At 71.8% G+C, this 20,254-nt stretch carries 23 protein-coding genes; 13 read left to right on the top strand and 10 right to left on the bottom strand.

All coding sequences use genetic code 11. The annotated features are described in order from the left end of the window. The first annotated feature begins 12 nt into the window (after positions 1–12). The 6 genes from ADK67_RS00530 to purB all read left to right on the top strand — a co-directional run bounded on the left by ADK67_RS00530 (position 13) and on the right by purB (position 4,614). Positions 13–768: a hypothetical protein gene (locus ADK67_RS00530; RefSeq protein WP_053714333.1), complete on the top strand. Its 756-nt coding sequence runs from the start codon at positions 13–15 to the stop codon at positions 766–768. 86 nt (positions 769–854) lie between these two features. Then, a complete protein-coding gene (locus tag ADK67_RS00525) occupies positions 855–1,178 on the top strand; it encodes a DMT family transporter (RefSeq protein WP_053714332.1) in 324 nt (107 codons plus the stop codon). Between the two features lie 13 nt (positions 1,179–1,191). After that, complete coding sequence (locus ADK67_RS00520) at positions 1,192–1,776, top strand: TetR/AcrR family transcriptional regulator (RefSeq protein WP_053714331.1); 585 nt, start codon at positions 1,192–1,194, stop codon at positions 1,774–1,776. Positions 1,777–1,823: 47 nt separating this feature from the next. After that, a complete protein-coding gene (locus ADK67_RS00515; protein ID WP_053714330.1) occupies positions 1,824–2,354 on the top strand; it encodes an RNA polymerase sigma factor in 531 nt (176 codons plus the stop codon). Continuing rightward, the gene (locus ADK67_RS00510; protein ID WP_053714329.1) at positions 2,351–3,133 is read left to right on the top strand and encodes a hypothetical protein; all 783 of its coding nucleotides are present in this window, start codon (positions 2,351–2,353) and stop codon (positions 3,131–3,133) included. Before ADK67_RS00515 ends, ADK67_RS00510 begins: the two co-directional genes overlap by 4 nt. 47 nt (positions 3,134–3,180) lie before the next feature. Further along, positions 3,181–4,614, top strand: coding sequence for an adenylosuccinate lyase (purB, locus tag ADK67_RS00505; RefSeq protein ID WP_053714328.1), 1,434 nt, complete (start codon positions 3,181–3,183; stop codon positions 4,612–4,614). 76 nt (positions 4,615–4,690) lie between these two features. On the opposite strand, the gene ADK67_RS00500 is transcribed toward purB, so the two are convergent. From ADK67_RS00500 to ADK67_RS00485, 4 genes are read right to left on the bottom strand one after another with little or no spacing between them, the layout of a single operon-like run. Next, a complete protein-coding gene (locus ADK67_RS00500; protein ID WP_053714327.1) occupies positions 4,691–5,125 on the bottom strand; it encodes a hypothetical protein in 435 nt (144 codons plus the stop codon). Between the two features lie 56 nt (positions 5,126–5,181). After that, the gene (locus tag ADK67_RS00495; RefSeq protein WP_053714326.1) at positions 5,182–5,931 is read right to left on the bottom strand and encodes an amino acid ABC transporter ATP-binding protein; all 750 of its coding nucleotides are present in this window, start codon (positions 5,929–5,931) and stop codon (positions 5,182–5,184) included. Beyond that, positions 5,928–6,758, bottom strand: coding sequence for an amino acid ABC transporter permease (locus tag ADK67_RS00490; protein WP_231647954.1), 831 nt, complete (start codon positions 6,756–6,758; stop codon positions 5,928–5,930). Before ADK67_RS00490 ends, ADK67_RS00495 begins: the two co-directional genes overlap by 4 nt. Next, entirely contained in the window at positions 6,755–7,606 is an 852-nt protein-coding gene (locus ADK67_RS00485) for an ABC transporter substrate-binding protein (protein WP_053714324.1), read from the bottom strand. The genes ADK67_RS00490 and ADK67_RS00485 overlap by 4 nt, the downstream gene beginning before the upstream one ends. 62 nt (positions 7,607–7,668) lie before the next feature. Between ADK67_RS00485 and ADK67_RS00480 the strand changes: the two genes are divergently transcribed. Together ADK67_RS00480 and ADK67_RS00475 are read left to right on the top strand one after the other, a co-directional pair. Then, positions 7,669–8,559, top strand: a complete 891-nt coding sequence (locus ADK67_RS00480; protein WP_157619831.1) for a phosphoribosylaminoimidazolesuccinocarboxamide synthase — start codon at positions 7,669–7,671, stop codon at positions 8,557–8,559. Positions 8,560–8,631: 72 nt separating this feature from the next. Continuing rightward, positions 8,632–9,351: a DUF2334 domain-containing protein gene (locus ADK67_RS00475; RefSeq protein WP_053714322.1), complete on the top strand. Its 720-nt coding sequence runs from the start codon at positions 8,632–8,634 to the stop codon at positions 9,349–9,351. Here the strand turns inward: ADK67_RS00475 and ADK67_RS00470 are convergent. After that, positions 9,273–9,884: an MBL fold metallo-hydrolase gene (locus tag ADK67_RS00470; protein ID WP_053714321.1), complete on the bottom strand. Its 612-nt coding sequence runs from the start codon at positions 9,882–9,884 to the stop codon at positions 9,273–9,275. The genes ADK67_RS00475 and ADK67_RS00470 overlap by 79 nt on opposite strands. A gap of 59 nt (positions 9,885–9,943) precedes the next feature. Further along, positions 9,944–10,915: an NAD-dependent epimerase/dehydratase family protein gene (locus tag ADK67_RS00465; protein ID WP_053714661.1), complete on the bottom strand. Its 972-nt coding sequence runs from the start codon at positions 10,913–10,915 to the stop codon at positions 9,944–9,946. 571 nt (positions 10,916–11,486) lie between these two features. Between ADK67_RS00465 and purS the strand changes: the two genes are divergently transcribed. The 4 genes from purS (at position 11,487) to ADK67_RS00445 (ending at position 15,648) form a co-directional block, all read left to right on the top strand. Then, the gene (gene purS, locus ADK67_RS00460; RefSeq protein WP_033428368.1) at positions 11,487–11,726 is read left to right on the top strand and encodes a phosphoribosylformylglycinamidine synthase subunit PurS; all 240 of its coding nucleotides are present in this window, start codon (positions 11,487–11,489) and stop codon (positions 11,724–11,726) included. Beyond that, entirely contained in the window at positions 11,723–12,394 is a 672-nt protein-coding gene (gene purQ / locus ADK67_RS00455; RefSeq protein WP_053714320.1) for a phosphoribosylformylglycinamidine synthase subunit PurQ, read from the top strand. Before purS ends, purQ begins: the two co-directional genes overlap by 4 nt. Next, positions 12,394–14,661: a phosphoribosylformylglycinamidine synthase subunit PurL gene (gene purL, locus ADK67_RS00450; RefSeq protein WP_053714319.1), complete on the top strand. Its 2,268-nt coding sequence runs from the start codon at positions 12,394–12,396 to the stop codon at positions 14,659–14,661. The genes purQ and purL overlap by 1 nt, the downstream gene beginning before the upstream one ends. Positions 14,662–14,886: 225 nt before the next feature. Further along, positions 14,887–15,648 (top strand): hypothetical protein, encoded by a 762-nt coding sequence (locus ADK67_RS00445; protein WP_053714318.1) that lies wholly within the window; start codon positions 14,887–14,889, stop codon positions 15,646–15,648. A 44-nt stretch (positions 15,649–15,692) separates the two neighbouring features. Here the strand turns inward: ADK67_RS00445 and ADK67_RS00440 are convergent, their stop codons facing one another. The 3 genes from ADK67_RS00440 to ADK67_RS00430 form a co-directional block, all read right to left on the bottom strand. Continuing rightward, the gene (locus tag ADK67_RS00440) at positions 15,693–16,502 is read right to left on the bottom strand and encodes a lysozyme (RefSeq protein ID WP_082403119.1); all 810 of its coding nucleotides are present in this window, start codon (positions 16,500–16,502) and stop codon (positions 15,693–15,695) included. Positions 16,503–16,613: 111 nt separating this feature from the next. After that, on the bottom strand, positions 16,614–17,426 hold the full coding sequence (locus ADK67_RS00435; protein WP_053714659.1) for a lysozyme: 813 nt from the start codon (positions 17,424–17,426) through the stop codon (positions 16,614–16,616). An 81-nt stretch (positions 17,427–17,507) separates the two neighbouring features. Continuing rightward, entirely contained in the window at positions 17,508–18,353 is an 846-nt protein-coding gene (locus ADK67_RS00430) for an aldo/keto reductase (RefSeq protein WP_053714317.1), read from the bottom strand. Between the two features lie 109 nt (positions 18,354–18,462). Between ADK67_RS00430 and ADK67_RS00425 the strand changes: the two genes are divergently transcribed. Continuing rightward, on the top strand, positions 18,463–19,347 hold the full coding sequence (locus tag ADK67_RS00425; RefSeq protein ID WP_053714316.1) for a LysR family transcriptional regulator: 885 nt from the start codon (positions 18,463–18,465) through the stop codon (positions 19,345–19,347). Here ADK67_RS00425 and ADK67_RS00420 read toward each other — a convergent pair. Beyond that, entirely contained in the window at positions 19,291–20,253 is a 963-nt protein-coding gene (locus tag ADK67_RS00420; RefSeq protein WP_053714315.1) for a pentapeptide repeat-containing protein, read from the bottom strand. The genes ADK67_RS00425 and ADK67_RS00420 overlap by 57 nt on opposite strands. Between the last annotated feature and the right edge of the window lies 1 nt (position 20,254).

Raw genomic sequence — 20,254 nt, 5'->3', positions numbered from 1 at the left:
AGGAGGAGGTAGGTGGACGAGCAGAAGCTCGCTGAGCTGTTCCGCGACGCGGCCCGGGAAGTGCCGCCACCGTCCTTCGACGTGGCCGCGGTGCGGTCGGCCTCGGCGCGGGCGACCGCCCGGCGCAGGTCAGCCATCGCCGTCGGGTCCGCCGTGGCGCTCGTGCTCGTGTTCGGCGGCCTGGCCGTCACCGCGAACCTCTTGGGGACCACGAGCAGCGATACGTCCGCCGCGGGTTCCGCTGAGCACGCTTCGTCCCCTAACGTCACACCTTTCACCGCGGGCGAGCCGGACATGGTGCCGAAGGACGCGTCACCGGACCGCAGCGGTGGAAATCCGCCCGAGAGCATCCCCGATGACCCGTCTACGCAGGGGGACGAGCCATTGGGGAGCGCCGGTCGCACCGCGGCCGGCAGCGCCCAACGCGGGTGCGTTGAGGTGGACCGGGAGCTCGCCGTCGCCCTCGCCGACGAGCTCTCGGTCGCCAACGCCGACCAGGCGTCGCCCGCCGCGGCGGACTGCCCGACCGACGCGCGGGGCGCGAGCTTCCTCGTGCGCGACGGTGACGCCTACGGCACGGTGTCCGTGGTGCTGGCGCGGCCGGGTTCCTCGATGATGGCGACGTCCAGTGCGCAGGTGTACGCGCGCGTGACGACGGCCGACGGCAAGGAGCTGACCGTGCTGAGCCGGCCGGAGGAGGGCTCGACCACGGCGCCGTTCGCGGACGACCTGGCGAACCTCGCGGAACGGCTCGCGGCCCGGCGCTGAGTGGCGGAGAGCGGGATCACCGCCCCATTCTTGTACTCACGTACCACAAATTTGGTACGCTTGTGCCAGATTGGGAGGTGGTCGTCATGGCGTGGGCCGTGCTCATCGTGTCCGGCTTCTTCGAGGCGGGCTGGGCGGTCGCGCTGAAGCTGTCCGACGGCTTCAGCAGGCTGTGGTGGACCGTGGCGTTCGCGGTGTTCGCGACGATCAGCTTCGCGGGGCTGGCGTGGGCCATGAAGCAGCTGCCCGCCGGACCGGCCTACGCGGTGTGGACCGGGATCGGCGCGGCGCTCACCGCCGTGATCGGCATGATCTGGCTCGGCGACGGCGTCAGCACGGTCAAGCTGGTCTCCCTCGGCCTCATCGTCAGCGGCGTCATCGGCCTCAACCTGGCCGGCGGCGGGCACTAGTACCTTCCCTGCAATGACAGCCGCAACGCCGAAGGGCGAACGCCGGCGCCAGGCGCTGGTCGAAGCCGCCGCCGGCCTCCTGGTCGACGGCGGCTTCGACGCGATCCGGCACCGCGCCGTCGCCGAGCGCGCCGGCCTGCCGCTGGCCTCCACCACGTACTACTTCGACTCGCTCGACGAGCTGGTGACCGCGGCCCTGGAGTTCCAGGGCAACGCCGAGCTGGCCTACGGCAAGGCCAGGCTGGACGAGCTGGACCCGGCCGAGTGCGGCGGCGACGCGTTCGTCGAGCTGGTGCTCGACCTGCTGCTCGGGCCGTCCGGCAACCGCGACGCCGAAGCCGTGCTGCTGCGCTACGAACGCCTGGTCGCCACGGGCAGGCGGCCCTACCTGCGGCCGTTGATGCGCAGGATGTCCGGCGAGCTGCACTCCCTGCTGTTCGACATCTTCGCCCGGGCCGGTCAGCCGGTCAGCCGGGAACGCGTCGAAGAACTGATCGCGCTGGTCGACGGGGCCGTGGTGAACGCGCTCATCGAGATCAGCCCGGACCCCAGGGCGGCCGCTCGGCGGATGCTCGGCAAGGCGATGCAACCCCGCTGAACCCCGCCGCGTGGAAGAGGGTGGAGCGCGGAAGGGGACCGGATCGCATGCGCAAGGCCGAAGAGCAGGGCTTCCGTGAGTTCGCGGTGAGCCACGCCGCTTCGCTGCGGCGCACCGCGTACCTGTTCTGCGGCGACTGGCACACGGCCGAGGACCTGATGCAGGCCAGCCTGCTCAAGCTGTACCAGGCGTGGCCCCGGATCGAGTGGCGGGACAACGCCTCCGGGTACGCCCGCAAGGTGCTGCTGCGCACGTGGCTGGACGAGAAGCGCAGACCGTGGCGGCGGGCCGAGCAGCGGGACGGCGAGGTGCCCGACGTCGCCGACGCCGCGGCCGACCCGGAACGGGCGGGGGAGCAGTTGTGGGCGCGCGACCTGGTGCAGGCGGGGTTGCTGCGGGTGCCGCCGCGTCAGCGGGCCGTGCTGGTGCTGAGGTACTTCGAGGACCTGCCGGTGAGCGAGGTCGCGGTGGCGATGGGGTGCACCGAGGGCACGGTCAAGAGCCAGACGGCACGTGGGCTCTCGGCGCTGCGCGCGGCCGTGGAGGAACTGGAGCGAGGGGCGGTGGTGGCGTCATGAGCGAGGCAGACCTGCGGGAGGGTTTGCGGGCCGCGGTCGGCGACGAGCCGCCGTTGGACTTCGACGCCGACGAGCTGATCCGACGCGCCCAGCACGTGCGCAGGCGCCGTCGCGCGCTGGTGGCCGTGGCGGTGGCGACGCTCGCCCTCACCGGCACGGTGCTGGCCCTGCCCGGCGTGGTGGACCAGCGGCGGGGCGTCGACGCGGCGAGCGGGTCCGTGCTGACGACCACGGCGTCGCCGCCGGCGAGCCAGACCCCGGCTCCGGCCACGACACCGTCGTCCACGATCGAGAAGCCGCCCGCCACCACGTCCATGGCGGGCGCCAAGGCCTACCTCTCGGCGTACCTGAGCAAGAGGTTCCCCGAGGTCGCGCCCGCCGCGAAGGTGGTGTCGGCCGAGGTGGTCGACATCGGCTCAGGACACCTCTACGCGTTGCTGAGCTTCCACGACGGCGTGGGCGCCAGCAGGGTGATGGTGCGGCTCGCCCCGCCCTCGTCGGGGATGACCCAGGAGAGGTTCTGCGACGAAGCCGGGTGCGAGGGCCCGATCCGGCAAGGGGACGGCAGCACGGTGACGTCGTCCTGGCGGACGACCACCCTCCCGGACCCGAAGGGCGTCATGCACACCGTGGCGCACTTCCGCCTCGACGGCTCGGTGGTGGAGGTCCGCGCCTTCGGCTACCAGCCGCCCGCGGAGGGCGTGCTGCCGGAGAAGGTCGCGCTGACGTACGACCAGTTGGCGGCGCTGGCCACCGACCCGAGGGTGGAGCTGCTCTGACGCTCCCCGGCGTCCGGCCGCCCGTCCGGGCGAAATAAGCTGGTCACGTGACGGTCAAGCCCCGCATCGCCAATGTCCTCGCCGGTCGCTACGCCTCCACCGAGCTGGCCACCCTGTGGTCCGCCGAGCACAAGATCGTGCTGGAGCGGCGGCTGTGGCTCGCCGTGCTGAAGGCGCAGGCCGAGCTCGGCATCGACGTGCCCGCCGAGGCCGTCGCGGACTACGAGCGGGTGGTCGAGCAGGTCGACCTGGCGTCCATCGCCGAGCGCGAGCGCGTCACCCGGCACGACGTGAAGGCGCGCATCGAGGAGTTCAACGCGCTGGCCGGGCACGAGCACGTGCACAAGGGCATGACCTCGCGCGACCTCACCGAGAACGTCGAGCAGCTGCAGGTGCTGCGGTCGCTCGAGCACGTGCGCGGCAAGGCGGCGGCCGTGCTGGCGCGCCTCGCCCGCCGTGCCGCCGAGCACACCGACCTGGTGATGGCGGGCCGTTCGCACAACGTCGCCGCCCAGGCCACCACGCTCGGCAAGCGCTTCGCCACCGCCGCGGACGAGCTGCTGGCCGCGTTCCGCCGGCTGGACGAGCTGATCGCGCGCTACCCGCTGCGCGGCGTCAAGGGCCCGGTCGGCACCGCGCAGGACATGCTCGACCTGCTCGGCGGCGACCGGGACAAGCTGGTCGAGCTGGAGCGGAGCGTCGCGGGCCACCTGGGCTTCACGACCGTGCTGACCAGCGTCGGCCAGGTCTACCCGCGGTCGCTGGACTTCGACGTGCTGTCCACCCTCGTGCAGCTGGCCGCGGGACCGTCGTCGCTGGCCAAGACGATCCGGCTGATGGCGGGCCACGAGCTGGTCACCGAGGGCTTCAAGGCGGGCCAGGTCGGCTCCAGCGCGATGCCGCACAAGATGAACACCCGGTCGTGCGAGCGGGTCAACGGCTTCGCGGTCATCCTGCGCGGCTACCTGTCCATGGTCGGCGAGCTGGCGGGCGACCAGTGGAACGAGGGCGACGTGTCGTGCTCGGTGGTGCGCCGGGTCGCGCTGCCGGACGCGTTCTTCGCCTTCGACGGGCTGCTGGAGACGTTCATCACGGTGCTGGACGAGTTCGGCGCGTACCCGGCGGTCGTCGCCCGCGAGCTGGACCGCTACCTGCCGTTCCTGGGGACCACGAAGGTGCTGATGGCGGCGATCCGCGCGGGCGTCGGCCGGGAGACCGCGCACGAGGTCATCAAGGAGCACTCGGTCGCGGTGGCGCTGGCCATGCGCGAGCAGGGCCTGGCCGAGAACGACCTGCTGGACCGGTTCGCCGCCGACGACCGCCTGCCGCTGGACCGCGCCGCCCTGGACGGCCTGCTGGCCGACCGCCTGTCGTTCACCGGCGTGGCCGAGTACCAGGTCGCGGACGTGGTGCGGCAGGTCGAGGACGTGGTGGCGAAGTACCCGGCCGCCGCCGGCTACGTGCCCGAGCCGATCCTCTGACCCGCTCGGTCCCCTGACCGCTCGTCGCGACCAGGACCACCGCGCGACCTCGCTGCCGTCTGCGGAGCAGCGGCATTCAGGCCTTATCCCAGACCAGGCGGCCTCGGCGGGTGCGTTCGCACACCAGGTCGCGACCGGCCGGGTCGACCGCGGTCGCGCCCTCCTCGTCGCACGGGAAGCCCTCCAGGGCCACCTGGTCGAACCGGGGCGGGGTCGTCGTCGGCTCGGCCGTCGGCTTCGGCGGGGGCTGGACCTGCACCGGAGGCGGCGGCGGAGGTTCGGTCGTCGCGGCGACCGTCGGTGGTGGCGGCGGCGTGGTGGTGGTGGCCGCCGGGCGGACCGAGATGTTCGCGACCGCCGGGATCGAGGTCACCGGCGCCGAGCTGGACATCGTCGGGAGCACCACCGGCTCCGGACTCGCCGACGGCTTCGCGCACGCGCCGGTGAACAGCAGCAGGAGCAGCCCGCCGCTCGCCGCGACGGGCGCTGCAAACGCCTTCCGATGGACCACGCCAAGCAGAGTAGGGGTCACTCGTCCGATACCCCAAGTGGAGTCTCCCGACCGGCCTAGAGGCGGCCCGCCTCGATGATCCGCCGGAGGAACTGCCGGGTGCGCGGGTGCACGGGCTCGCCGAGCACCTGCTCGGGCGGTCCGGACTCGACCAGCCTGCCGCCGTCGAGGAACACCACGCGGTCGGCGACCTGCCGGGCGAACCCCATCTCGTGGGTCGCCATCAAGATCGTCCGACCACTGACGGCCAGCTCCCTGACCAGCGCCAACACCTCGCCGACGAGTTCCGGGTCCAACGCGCTGGTGATCTCGTCGAGCAGCAGCAGCCGCGGCGAGTAGGCCAACGCCCGCGCGATCGCCACCCGCTGCTGCTGCCCGCCGGACAGCCGCTCCGGGTAGCTGCGGGCGCGGTCACCGAGACCGACCCGTTCGAGCAGGTCGAGGGCGTTGCGCTCGGCCTCGTCGCGCGGCACGCCGTGCACCACGCGCGGCGCGAGGGTGACGTTGTCCAGCACGCTCATGTGCGGGAACAGGTTGAACGCCTGGAACACGATGCCCATGCCGCGCCGCGCCACGTCGGCGTCCACCCTCGGGTCGGACACGTCCAGGCCGTCGAGCAGCACCTGGCCGTCGTCCAGCTCCTCCAGCAGGTTCACGCACCGCAGCAGGGTCGACTTGCCCGACCCCGACGACCCGATCACGGTGACGACCTCGTGCTCGTGCACGTCGAGGCTGACCCCGTCCAGCACGACGTGGTCGCCGTACCGCTTCACGACGCCGCGCACGCTGAGCACCGGTTCGGTCATCGTCCCCCCTGACGGCGTTCCAGCCGGCGGCCCAACGCGTCGGCGAACCGCGCCGTCGGCGCCGCGAGCAGCACGAACAGCAGCCCCGCCACCACGTACGGGGTGAAGTTGAACGCCCGGGCCTGCTCGATCTGCGCCGCGCGCACCGCGTCCACCGCGCCGAGCACGGAGATCAGCCCGCAGTCCTTCTGCAGCGCCACGAAGTCGTTCAGCAGCGCGGGCATCACCCGCCGCACCGCCTGCGGCAGCACGACCAGCCGCAACGTCTTGCCCGGCCCCAGCCCGAGCGACCGGGCCGCCGCGACCTGCGACGGGTGGACCGATTCGATGCCCGCGCGGAACACCTCCGCCACGTACGCGGTGTACGCGAGCACGAGCGCCGCGCCGCCCAGCACGACGAAGTCGTTCGGCACGCCGGTCAGCCGCAACGCGGGCAGGCCGAACCCGACCAGGTACAGCAGGATGATCAGCGGCAGGCCGCGGAACAGGTCCACGTACACCGTCGCCAGCGCGCGCAGCGGGAACCACACCGGGCCGCGCAGCGTGCGCATCGCCGCCACGACCAGCGCCAGCACCAGGATCAGCACCCCGCACACCGCCAGCACGCGCAGGTTCAGCCAGAGCCCTTCGAGGATCGACGGCAGCGAGCGCCACGCGATCTCCACGTTGAAGAACGACTGCCGCACGCGTGGCCAGCCGGGCGCGCGGGCGACGGTGACCCCGACCGCGACGGCGAACACGGCGGTCGACAGCAGGGCGACCAGCGTTGACCGCCGCGAACGGGAACGCTTGTACGCCAAGCGCTCCCGTTGCAGCTCGCTCGTCACTTCAGCTCGGGTGCGGTGCCCGCGGACGACAGCCACTCCTGCTCGATCTTGGCCAGCGTGCCGTCGGCGCGCAGGTTCTCGACGGCCGTCGAGACGCACGGGGTGAGCGCGCTGCCCTTGTCCAGCACGATGCCGAACTGCTCGGGCTTGCCGTCGCCCGCCGGGATCTGGCCGACGATCAGCCCGTCCTCCAGCTCCGCGGACGTGATGTAGAACGCGGTCGGCAGGTCCACCACCAGCGCGTCGATCTGCCCGGCGCGCAACGCGGCCTTGGCGTCGTCGTTGGTGTTGTAGACCGCGACGTCCTGCTCCGGCTGCAGGCGCTGGGCGGCGTCGAAGCTCGTCGTGCCGACCTGCGCGCCGATCTTGACCTGCTTCAGCTCGGCCTGCGTCTTGACCGACGCGGCCTTGGACGAGTTCAGCGTGATCACGGCCTGGTCCACGTCGTAGTACGGCGCGGAGAAGTCGACGGCCTGCTTGCGCTCCTCGGTGATCGAGAACTCGTTCAGGTCCATGTCGTAGGTCTTGCGGCCGGGCTGGATGGCCGCGTTGAACGGCACCCGCGTCCACACCACGTCGGTCTTCGCGTAGCCGAGCTCGTCGGCCAGCGCGTAGGCGATGGCGGACTCGAAGCCCTTGCCGTTGGTCGGGTCGTCGTCCACGAACCACGGCTCGTACGCCGGCTGGTCCGTGCCGAACGTGATCTTGCCCTGGGTGAGGGTCGGCAGCTTGTCCTTCGTGCAGGCCACGCCGTCCACCTGGTTGGTCGGCGTCGCGGTCTCGTCCGCGGGGGCGCAGGCGACCGCGAGGACGGTGGTCACGGCGAGTATCAGTCCGGGTGCGCGCATGGGAGGAATCTTGCCGCAGGTGGGAAGGGCCGCCCATGAGCTGGGACAAGTACGCTTCGGCCGTGCCCAAGCTCGCTGACTACCGCCAGGTCGCCGCAGGCAAGGTCCGTCAGATCCACGAGGTGGACGACGACCTGCTGCTGTTCGTGGCGTCCGACCGGATCTCCGCCTTCGACCACGTGCTGACCACCCCGATCCCCGACAAGGGACGGGTGCTCACCGCGATGAGCGTGTTCTGGTTCGAGCGGTTCGCCGACCTGGCGCCCAACCACCTGGTGGCGTGGGACGACCCGCGCATCCCCGCCGAGGTGCGCGGCCGGGCGCTGCTCGTGCGCCGGCTGGACATGGTCCAGGTGGAGTGCGTGGCCCGCGGCTACCTCACCGGGTCGGGCATGGCCGAGTACCGGCAGACCGGGTCGGTGTGCGGCGTCGACCTGCCGTCCGGGCTGGTGGAGGCGTCGGAGCTGACGCCGCCGATCTTCACGCCGGCGACCAAGGCGGAACTCGGCGCGCACGATGAGAACGTGTCGTTCGCGCACGTCGAGGCGGAGGTGGGCGCCTCGCTGGCCGCCCGGCTGCGTGACGTCACGCTGGAGGTGTACGGCGCGGCGCGTGAGTTCGCCCGGTCGCGCGGCGTGATCCTGGCGGACACGAAGTTCGAGTTCGGGCTGGACCGGTCGGGCGCGCTGGTGCTCGGCGACGAGGTGCTGACGCCGGACTCGTCGCGGTACTGGCCGCTGGAGGGGTACGAGCCGGGGCGCGTGCAGCCGTCGTTCGACAAGCAGTACGTGCGCGACTGGCTGACCTCGCCCGCCTCCGGCTGGGACCGGGCGTCCGACACCCCGCCGCCACCGCTGCCCGACGACGTGGTCGCCGCCACCCGTTCGCGGTACGTCGACGCGTACGAGCGGATCACCGGTCGTTCGTTCGCGGACTGGCCCGGCGCGGAATAGTTCGCCGGCTCCGCATCCTGCCGTCACCTCGTCTTAGAGCGGGCGACACGCCGGTGCGGCGCACTGGGTGGCATGGTCGCCGAACTCGTGGTTTCGCTGTCCGGCATCGGGCCGAGCACGCTCGCCCGGTGCGCCGACCTCGCCGCCGAGCTCGACCGGCGGCGGGTGCCGTTGTCGCTGCTCCTCGCGCCGCGCAAGGCCGTGCCCGGTGAGGCGCTGAGCTGGGTGCGGCGTCGCGTGGCCGGCGGTGACGCGCTGGTCCTGCACGGTTTCGACCACCAGCCGGACCCGACGCGCCGGGCCGTGTCGCTGCGCCGCCGTGCCGAGTTCTCCGCGCTGCCCGCGCACGAGGCGGGGTTGCGGCTGGTCGCCGCGCGTGCCGCGGTGGCGCGGTTGGGGCTCGCGACGAACCTGTTCGCGCCGCCTGGCTGGCTCGCGTCACCGGGCACGGTGGTCGCACTGCGCCGGCACCGGTTCGCGGTGTGCGCCGACATGGCGGGCGTGCGCGACCTGCGCACCGGCGACGTCCGGGTGGGCCGGGTGCGGATGGTCGGCGAGCACTGGAGCTACCTGCTCGGCGTCGGCCGGGCGGCGCGGCGCGGCGGGCTCGTGCGGATCGGCGTCGACGCGGCGGACCTCGACCGGCTGGGGCCGCGCGAGGCGCTGCTGGAGGCCGTCGACCTGGCCCTGCACCACGGCGCGTCGCCCACGACCTACAGCTCGACCGCCTCGCCCCGGGGCAGCACGACGACCTCGACGCCGTCGGGCGCGGTGCCGACCAGGACGCGGTAGAAGACCTCGGTCTGCGCCAGGATCGCCTCGTGGATCGGGACGGCCTTGCGCGGGCCGACCTTCGCCAGGAAGTCCGCCGCGTCGGAGACCTTCATCCAGGGCGCGGCCGTGGGCAGGCCGAGGACGTCGACGCGCTGCTCGGGCACGGTCAGCGAGTCGCCGGGGTGGTAGAACGCGCCGTGGTCGACCAGGTAGCCGACGTTCACCGGCAGCTCGATCTGGTCGTGGATCACCTCGTGCGGCGCGTCGAGGACGCTGACGACCGTGCCGCCGAACTCCAGGGCGTCACCGGGCTTGACGATCTCGGCGCCCTCCAGGTCGAACGGGGCGACCAGGCGCGCGTCGGGGTTGGCCGCGCGGACACCGGCCAGCTTGCCGGGGTCGACGTGGTCGCGGTGCTCGTGCGTGACCAGGATCGCGTCGAGGCCGTCGACCACCTCGAAACCGGACGAGTAAACGCCGGGGTCGAACAGCAGCCGTGCCGCGCCGGTGTCGACCAGCAGGCACGAGTGCCCGAAGTGGGCGATCAGCATGAGCGCTCCTCTCATCCGGTCCCCGAGGAGAAGTTCTACTCCGGTCCGCGGCCGGTCGCTCAGCCCACGTCGTGCAGCAGCGCGTCCTCCACGTCCGGCGGCAGGCCCGCGCGTCGGCCGCGGTCCAGGCCGAGGGTCCGCTCGTACGCCAACGCGTCCACCGCCGTCTCGGCCGTGGGCCGGACCCGCAGCCCGGCGGCCAGCGCGGGGCCCGCGTCGCGGAACATCATCGCCCGGTGCGTCGGCGGCAGCCACAGCGGCAACGACCTCGGCCCCGTCCACGGCTCGACCCCGTGCCGCTGGAGGACGGGCTGGGGCACGCGGACGAGCACCGTGCCCGGCGGCGCGACGGCCCCCGCGATCTCGCCCAGGACCAGCGACAACGGGTTGGCCGGCCCGATCGCGTCGTAGGTGCCGGTGGTGCGGTGCTCGGCGGCGTCCACGATCCAGGCGGCGAGGTCGCGCACGTCGACGTGCTGCGCGGGCTGGTCGGGCGCGTCGGGCACGGCGACCCGGCCGCCCTGGGACAACCGGCCCGGCCAGTACCCGAACCGGTCGCTCGGGTCGCCGGGGCCGGTGATGAGGCCGGCGCGGACGATGAAGGCGCGGTCGCCGACGGCGTCGCGGACGGCGTGCTCACCGGCGACCTTGATCGCGCCGTAGCGGTCCGACGACATCGGGGCGTCCGGGTCGTCCTCCAGCGGGTCCAGGGTGGCCGTCGTGCCGGGGACGGAGTGGTCGGCGTAGACGGAGCAGCTGGAGACGAACGTCCAGTGGTCGGCGGTCACGGATCTCAACGCCCGGCGGACCCAGGTGACCGACATCTTGGCCACGTCCACCACGGCGTCGAAGTGCGCGCCTTCGAGCGGCCCCAGGTCGACGTCCCGGTCGACCGGCACGAGCACCGCGCCGTCGGGCACCCGACCGGACTCCCCGCGTGCCGCGCAGACCACCTCGTGCCCCCGCCGCACCGCTTCGGCGGCCGTCGCCTTGCTGAGGAACACCGTTCCGCCGAGCACCAGGATGCGCATGATCCCCACCCTGCGGTGCCACGCCCGCGCCCGCCACCACGTCCGCCCATAGCGAACGCCTCGGACTTGGCCGGAAAGTGGCGAAGCACGGCCGCCCGACCGTCCGGAGGGGACCGTGCTCACTTCCTCGGCCTATCGGCCTCGGCTGTTCTGCCTTAGCGAAGGAATGCGTCGGAATTCCAACTTAGCGCCGAGTGAATCGGCCCTGGAACTGGAGTCGATCCTGTCCCGGCTGGTGGATGACCTTCTCCACATCGGTGCTCGGCGACTCGTGCTCGACAGTCGGCGCGGGTGTGACTGGACGCGTCGTGTCGCCCCGGTGATCCGGCTCGATTGGCCTGAGAAAGCGCGAAGCACGGCCGCCGACCGTCCGGACGGGTGCCGTGCTCACTTCCTCGGCCTACGGGGCCTTGGCGAGATCAGGTTAGCAGGAGCCGGTCCCGAAACGCCGCATCACGATCGGGTGATTCGAGGTGAACGTGTGCTGCCCGCCACGTGCGAAGTTGATGAACACACAGGTCAGGTAGGCTCCGCGAGTACCGCCAGCCCTCCTAGCTTGGAGCAGCCTGTCGTGGCCCGAGTCGTCGTCGACGTCATGCCGAAGCCCGAAATCCTCGACCCGCAAGGACAGGCGGTGGCCAACGCGCTGCCCCGTCTCGGGTTCGACGGAATCACCAGTGTCCGCCAGGGCAAGCACTTCGAGCTGGAGGTCGCCGACGACGTCGACGACGCCACGCTCGCCAAGATCGCCGAGACATTCCTCGCCAACCCCGTGATCGAGGACTGGGTCGTGAGGCGGGTAGAGGCATGAGGGTCGGGGTCATCACGTTCCCCGGCACGCTGGACGACGTCGACGCCGAGCGCGCGGTCCGGTATGCGGGCGGGGAGGCGGTCAAGCTCTGGCACGCCGACCACGACCTGAAGGACGTCGACGCGGTCATCGTGCCCGGTGGGTTCTCCTACGGCGACTACCTGCGCTGCGGTGCGATCGCCCGGTTCGCCCCGGTCATGCAGGAAGTGGTCGACGCGGCGAAGAAGGGCATGCCGGTCCTCGGCATCTGCAACGGCTTCCAGATCCTGTGCGAGGCCCACCTGCTGCCCGGCGCGCTCATCCGCAACCACAAGCTGCACTTCGTGTGCCGCGACCAGTGGCTGAAGGTCGAGAACAACTCGACCGCCTGGACGTCCCGCTACGACCAGGGCGCCGAGATCCTCGTCCCGCTCAAGTCCGGCGAGGGCGGCTACCAGGCCGACCGGTCCACTCTGGACGAGCTGGAGGGCGAGGGCCGGGTGGTGTTCCGCTACGTCGGCGAGAACCCGAACGGCTCGCGCAACGACATCGCGGGCATCACCAGCGCCAACGGCCGGGTCGTCGGTCTGATGCCGCACCCCGAGCACGCGATCGACGCGCTCACCGGGCCGACCGACGACGGCCTCGGCATGTTCCTGTCCCTCGTCGATTCGGTGGTGAAGGCCTGATGACCGTCGACACCGTCAAGAACGCCGAGAACACGCCCGACCAGGAGCAGCCCTACAAGGAGCTGGGCCTGAAGGACGACGAGTACGCCCGCATCAAGGACATCCTGGGCCGCCGCCCCACGGACGCCGAGCTGGCCATGTACTCGGTGATGTGGAGCGAGCACTGCTCCTACAAGTCGTCCAAGGTGCACCTGAAGTACTTCTCCGAGACGACCACCGACGAGATGCGCGAGAAGATGCTCGCGGGCATCGGCGAGAACGCGGGCGTGGTCGACATCGGCGACGGCTGGGCGATCACGTTCAAGGCGGAGAGCCACAACCACCCGTCCTACGTCGAGCCGTACCAGGGCGCGGCGACGGGCGTCGGCGGCATCGTGCGCGACATCCTCGCGATGGGCGCGCGTCCGCTGGCCGTGATGGACCCGCTGCGGTTCGGTCCGGCCGACGCGCCGGACACCCGCCGCGTGCTGCCTGGCATCGTGGCCGGCGTCGGCGGCTACGGCAACTGCCTCGGCCTGCCCAACATCGGCGGCGAGGTCGTGTTCGACGCGACCTACGCGGGCAACCCGCTGGTCAACGCCCTGTGCGTGGGTGCGATGCGGGTCGAGGACCTGCACCTGGCGCACGCCTCGGGCACCGGCAACAAGGTCATCCTGTTCGGCGCCCGCACGGGCCTGGACGGCATCGGCGGCGTGTCGGTGCTGGCGAGCGAGACGTTCGACGACTCGGCGGGCGCGGGCAAGCGCAAGAAGCTGCCCAGCGTGCAGGTCGGCGACCCGTTCACCGAGAAGGTGCTGATCGAGTGCTGCCTGGAGCTGTTCGCCGAGCGCATCGTCGTCGGCATCCAGGACTTGGGCGGCGCGGGCCTGGCGTGCGCGACGTCGGAGCTGGCCAGCGCCGGTGACGGTGGCATGCGCGTCCACCTGGAGCGGGTGCCGCTGCGGGCCACGGGCATGACGCCGGCGGAGATCCTGTCCAGCGAGTCGCAGGAGCGCATGTGCGCGGTCGTGCGGCCGGAGGACCTGGACGCGTTCATGGCGGTCTGCGCGAAGTGGGACGTCATCGCGACCGAGATCGGCGAGGTCACCGAGGGCGACCGGCTGGTGATCACGTGGCACGACGAGGTCGTGCTGGACGTGCCGCCGCGCACGGTGGCGCACGAGGGCCCGGTGTACGACCGGCCGATCGTGCGCCCGGCCGACCAGGACGCGCTGCAGGCCGACCTGCCGGACCGGCTGCCCCGTCCCGCGCGGGACGACCTGCTGCCGTTGATCAAGAGCATGGCGGCGTCGCCGAACCTGGCGTCGAAGCGGTGGGTGACCCAGCAGTACGACCGGTACGTGCGCGGCGGCACGGTGCTCGCGCAGCCCGCCGACTCGGGCATGATCCGGATCGACGAGTCGACGAACCGGGGCGTGGCGCTGTCCACGGACTGCAACGGCCGCTACACCAAGCTGGACCCGTACGCGGGCGCCCAGTTGGCGCTGGCCGAGGCGTACCGGAACGTGGCCACCACGGGCGCGACGCCGGTCGCGGTCACGAACTGCCTGAACTTCGGCTCGCCGGAGGACCCGGCGGTGATGTGGCAGTTCGAGCAGGCCGTGAAGGGTCTCGCGGACGGGTGCGTCGAGCTGGGCATCCCGGTGACCGGCGGCAACGTCAGCTTCTACAACCAGACCGGTTCGACGGCGATCCTGCCGACGCCGGTGGTGGGCGTGCTCGGCGTGATCGACGACGTCCGCCGCCGCATCCCGACCGGCATCGGCGCGGAGGCGGGCGAGACGCTGCTGCTGCTCGGCGAGACGCGCGAGGAGTTCGGCGGCTCGGAGTGGGCGCACGTCGTGCACGGGCACCTGGGCGGCCTGCCGCCGAAGGTGGACCTGGCGCGGGAGAAGCTGCTGGGCGAGGTGCTGGTGGCCGGTTCGCGCGACGGCATGCTGTCCGCCGCGCACGACCTGTCCGACGGCGGCCTGGCGCAGGCGCTGGTGGAGACGTGCCTGATCGGCGAGGTCGGCGCACGGGTGTTCCTCGAGGGCGACCTGTTCACCGAGCTGTTCAGCGAGTCGACGGCCCGCGTGCTGGTGGCCGTGCCGCGCACGGAGGAGCTGCGCTTCACCGACATGTGCACGGCGCGCGGCCTGCCGTGGCGGAAGGTCGGCGTGGTGGACCCGGAGTCCGACGCGCTGGAGATCCAGGAGCTGGGCTCGCTGCCGCTGGCCGAGCTGCGCGAAGCCTGGGAGGGCACCCTCCCGGCGCTGTTCGACTAGAACGCACGAGCGGTACCGAGGTCGGCCGGGTGCACAGCGCACTCGGCCGACTTCCGCTTTGTGCGGCGTGAGAGCTGTGGAAGACGCGATCCGGTCACGATCAGTGAACCGTTCCGCCATCCGGTTGCCTGTTCTTCGGCTGATGGTGAGAGTCGGGCCCCTCACCATCACGGACAGCTACCACGGCACGAGGGCTGTCCGACGCGACCACAGCGGAGGACTCGCATGACCGACGACGCGCCTGCCGACAGACCCGGTGCCACCGAGCCGGAGAAAACCGCCGTGCCCGCCAAGCCGAAGCGGCGATTAACCCGACTGAGGCACCAGTGGGTGACCGCCGTGGGCACCGCGCTCGGCGGGGCGGGCACGGTGGCCGGGTTGATCTTCGCGTTCGGGCCGGCGCAGGCGCTGTCAGGCGGGTCCGACCACACGCTGACTCAGACGGTCGTCAGCACGGTGACCGAGACCGACACGGTGCAGGCCACCGCGAGCACGTCGCCCGGCGCCACGACGTCCGGCGCGCCGTCCGGATCGGGCAGCCCCGCCACGTCGCCCGGCGCCCCCTCGGCCACACCGCGTCCGCCGGTCGACGTCCCGATCACGACCACCGCCGCCGTTCCCCGGCCGGGGACGCCCGCGGGCCCGGGTGACCACGCCGTCCGCTTCTCCGGTGAGCTGGCGTTCGGCGACTTCAATCTCGACTACCAGCAGCCGCGCAACCTGCCGGAGCACAACGTCTACCGGATCCAGGAGTCGCGCCTCTACGCCGACGACCCGATCCTGCTGGTGGAGTGGCCGTCCGACGCGACGCCCGGCTACGGGGAGTGCGCGGAGAAGGTCTCCGCGGCCGGTAAGAGCGACGCCACCGGGCTGGTCGCCGGCAGTCACGTCTGCGGTCGGACGCCGGAAGGCCGGGTGTTCCGGATCGAGGTGCTCGGCATCGACGCCAACGTGATCAGGGGGCGGGTCACCGTGTGGGAGAAGTGAGTGGTCGGCCGGGGTGCGGAGACCCCGGCCGACCACCCTCGTGATCAGCCGTTGGCCAGTGCCTGGAGCCGGTCGTAGGCGCCGTTGAACAGGTTCTGGTCGATCGGCGACGACGAGTACTGCCAGAACGTGTAGAACGGCCACGCGTAGGGCAGGGTGCCGACGGTGGACGAGTAGCGCGCGACCCACAGCGGGTTGGTGGAGCTGAAGTCGCCGCTCACGCACTGGTTCCACCAGCTCGTGGACGTGTAGATGACCGGCCAGCGGCCGGTGCGGGCCTGGTAGCGGTCGCTGAACGACTTGATCCACGACGTCATGCTCGCCTTGGACAGCCCGTAGCACGTCGATCCGTAGGGGTTGTACTCCATGTCCAGCGCGCCGGGCAGGGTCTTGCCGTCCCGGGACCAGCCGCCGCCGTTGTTGACGAAGTAGTCGGCCTGGGTGGCGCCGGCGGAGCGGTCCGGCAGCGCGAAGTGGTACGCGCCGCGGATCATGCCGACGTTGTAGGACCCGTTGTACTGCTGGGCGAAGTACGGGTTGCGGTAGGTCGTGCTCTCGGTGGCCTTGACGTAGGCGAACCGCTTGCCCTGGCCCCACCAGTAGTTCCAGTCGACGTTGCCCTGGTGCCCGCTGACGTCGATGCCGTACACGACGGCCTGGGCGCTCGGGTCGGTCGGGATGACGACGCGCCGGTCGCCGCGGCCTTCGTGCTTGGCGATCTGCGAACCCATGGCGTGGTCTTCGACGACGGGCGCGGCCTGGGCGGTGTGGGTCGACCCGGGCGCGGCTAAGCCGAGCACGGCGAGTCCGACGGCGGTCAGGAGAGCGGTGGTGGTGCGTGCGAGGTTGTTCATGGGGGACTCCTCGAGCCAGTGCAGGGAGTTGACTCGTTGGGCAGTGTGCTGCACGGCTAACCAATTCACCAAGGTTTGTGTTAATTAGTCACGAAAACGGAGCAACGCCGACTACCCCAGAGCCACCCTGAGCAACTGCTCGTCGTTGCCGTTGAACAGGTTCTGGTCGCCGGGGAACAGCCCGGCCGCCTGCCACTGCCAGATCGTCTCGTAGTCCCACCCGTGCGGCAGGGGCCCGAGCACGTCGGCGTAGTGCGCCACCCACAGCGGGCTCGTGTCGCCGAACGTGTCCGCCTCGCCGACGCACCGGTTCCACCAGCTCGTGGACGTGTAGATGGCCGGGTGCCTGCCGGTCCGCTGGACGAAGCGGTCGCTGAACGCGCGCACCCACGCGCCCATCTCGGCCTGGCTCAGGCCGTAGCACGTGTCGCCGTACGGGTTGTACTCCAAGTCGACCGCGCCCGGCAGGGTCTTGCCGTCACGCGACCAGCCGCCGCCGTTGGACGCGAAGAAGTCGGCCTGCGCCGCGCCGTCCGACCGGTCCGGCAGCGCGAAGTGGTACGCGCCGCGGATCATGCCGACGGCGTAGGAGCCGTTGTACTGCTGGGCGAACTTCGGGTTGCGGTACCCGGTGCCCTCGGTCGCCTTGACGTAGGCGAACCGCGCCCCGTCCGCCCACGCCTTGGGCCAGTCCACGTCACCCTGGTGGCTGCTGACGTCCATGCCGGGCACGGAGCCCTCGGACCGCGGCCGGTGTCGCGCGGCGTGGTCCCCCGCCTCGTGCTTCGCGATCTGCGAGCCCGCGAAGTGGTCCGCGGAACCCTCGGGCAGCGCTTCGGCGACGGGCGCCGGCACGATCGCCAACGTGATCGTGAGGACACCCAGTCGGGTGATCAAGGTGCGCAGCCGGGTGTGCGTCGCCATCAACGCCCCCATTCGGTCGGCAGTGCTGGTACGTCCGGCCTAGATCGTCAGGCCGGACGTCCGCCGCCGCATCTGCAGGCGTCACCCGTCCAGGCGCTTCAACTCCTCGTCCGACAGCCGCAGGTGCACCGCGTCGGCCGAGTCGGCGATGCTCTCCGGCCGCGACGAGCCCGGGATCGGCACGACCTGCGGCGCCTTGGCGAGCATCCACGCCAGGCACACCTGCTGCGGGCTCACCCCGTGCGCGCGGCCGACCTCGGCGAACACGGCGAACCGCTCCCCGAGCCGACCGGCCGAGCCGATGCCGCCCAGCGGGCTCCACGGCAGGAACGCGATGTCCAGCTCGGCGCACAGCTCCAGCTCCGGTTCGCTGGACCGGAACGCGGGCGAGAACTGGTTCTGCACGCTCGCCAGCCGGCCGCCCAGGATCTCGTCGGCCTCCCGGATCTGCGCCGGGTCGAAGTTGGACACGCCGGCGAGCTTGATCTTGCCCGCCTCCAGCAGCTCGGCCAGCGCGCCGACGGACTCGGCGGTCGGCACCGCCGGGTCGGGCCGGTGGAACTGGTAGAGGTCGATCGCGTCCACGCCGAGCCGGCGCAACGACGCGTCGCACGCCGCCTTCAGGTACTCCGGCCGCCCGTCGAGCGCCCAGCCGCCGCCGGGGGTGCGGGTGTGGCCGCCCTTGGTGGCGACCAGGACGCCGTCGACGCCCTTCAGCGCCTCGGCGATCAGCTCCTCGTTGTGCCCGAAGTCGCTGTGGTCGGCCGAGTACGCGTCGGCCGTGTCGATCAGCGTGACGCCCTTGTCCACGGCGGCGCGGATCGTCGCGATCGACCGGGCGCGGTCGGGGCGGCCTTCGAGCGACATCGGCATCGCGCCCAGGCCGATGGCGCTGACCTCGACTCCTCCGATTCGGCGAGTCAGCATGGTTGGCATACCTCCGTGTGTCGCGGTTGTGCGTCTCCAGCTTGGGCGGTAGGCATTAAGCTGTCCAACAGAAGAAGCTGATGCCATTCAGCAGTACGGGTGATGAATCGTGGAACTGCGCCAGCTCGAGTACTTCGTGGCCGTGGCCGAGGAGTGCCACTTCACCCGTGCCGCCCGGCGCATGCACGTCGCCCAATCGGGTCTATCCGCGTCGATCCGGGCGCTGGAGGTCGAGCTGGGCGCGCCGCTGTTCGTGCGCAGCACCCGCCAGGTCGAGCTGACCCAGGCCGGACGCGCGCTGCTGGTCGAGGCACGGCGCGTGCTCGGCACGATCGACGCCGCGCGGGACGCGGTGGCCGCCGTGCAGGGGCTGCTGCGCGGCTCGCTGGCCGTCGGCAGCATCCAGTGCCTGCACGCCGTGCACCTGCCCGCGGTGCTGGCCCGGTTCCACGAGCTGCACCCCGGCGTCGAGCTGCGGCTGCGCCAGGCCGGCTCGGGCGAGCTGGTCGACCTGGTCCGCGCCGGCCGGCTGGACCTCGCGTTCGTCACCTCCGGCGGGGTGGGCGACGACCTGTCGGTGTCCACCCTGTCCAGCGAGCCGCTGGTGCTGGCGTGCGCGCCGGAGCTGCCGTTCGCCGAACGGGGGTCGGTGCGGCTCGCCGAGCTGGCCGGTCAGCCGTTCGTGGACTTCAACCCCGGCTGGGGCACGCGCGACGACGTGGACCGCGCGCTGGCCACCGCCGGCGTGGACCGGAAGGTCGCGGTCGAGGTCAACGACGTGCACTCGCTGCTGGACTTCGTCGGCTTCGGCCTCGGCGTGGCGCTGGTGCCCGCGTCGTTCGCGGCGAAGCAGACCCGCGCGCGGTTCGTGGAGCTGGTCGACGCGCCGACCGCCGAGACCGCCGTGGTCACCGCGCCGACGGTGAGCGCCGCCGCGTCAGTCCTGCTGGACATGGTCCTGGAGGCGGGCCGGGGCCTGCCCGTCGCCGGTTAGCGCCCAGCCGGCCGGGTCGTTGCGGAACGCGGTGCCCGCCCGCACTTCGAGCGCGCCGACCTGCGGTTGCGGCGGTTCCGGCGACACGTGCAGGAACGTGCCGACCCTGGCCCCGGTGACGTTGACCTCGCCCTTGAACGTGGTGTCCTGGAACGAGATGCCGCCGTCGAACTTCCCGTCCCGGACGTCCACCCGGCCGTGGAAGGTGGCGCCGGAGAACAACGCGGGCTTGACCAGCTCGACCTCCCGGAACGCGGTGATCCCGTAGAACTGGGCGCGCCGGGCGACCAGCCGGCCGAACCGGCGGCCCTCCAGCCGGAAGTGCACGAGCTTCGCCCCGGTCAGGTCCAGCTGGTACGGCTTGTCGTCGGGGTCGTCGCCCCAGGGCAGCATGTCCGTGATGAGCCGTTGCGCCGTCATCCGGACCGTCATCTCGTGGTCCTCCTCCGGCGCCACCTTGCGCTTCTCACCGAAGAACGCCTGGTCGGGGTCCTCGGGCTTCTTCTCGATCGACGCGTGCTCGAACGGCCGCCGCAGGTACGCGCACAGCACGCTCAGCACGGTCTGCTTGTAGCGCGGCGTGGTGTGGGCCAGGCCCGCGAGCACGTGCATCGCACCCACCCTGACCTGGTCGGCCTCGTTGCCGAGCAGCTCGACGGCCCGCGCGAACCGCTCGTCGGCGACCTTCTCGTGCTCCAGGTTGTGCCGCGCCTCCTCGGTGCGCCGCCGCCGGTCGTTGAGCCACAGCGCGTACAGGGCGACGATCGCGCCGCCGGCCAGCCCGCCGGTCTTGATCGCCTCCGCCTTCGGCTGCCTCGGGTCGACCAGGATCAGCACGGCGGTCGTCGCGACCGTCACCACGACCGCGGCGAGCACGCTCGCCACCAACAACCCGCGTTCCCGCACG

It is taken from the genome of Saccharothrix sp. NRRL B-16348 (assembly GCF_001280085.1).
GTDB lineage: Bacteria > Actinomycetota > Actinomycetes > Mycobacteriales > Pseudonocardiaceae > Actinosynnema.
Note: the sequence above shows the minus strand (reverse complement) of the source record. Positions and strands in the feature narration are given on the sequence as shown.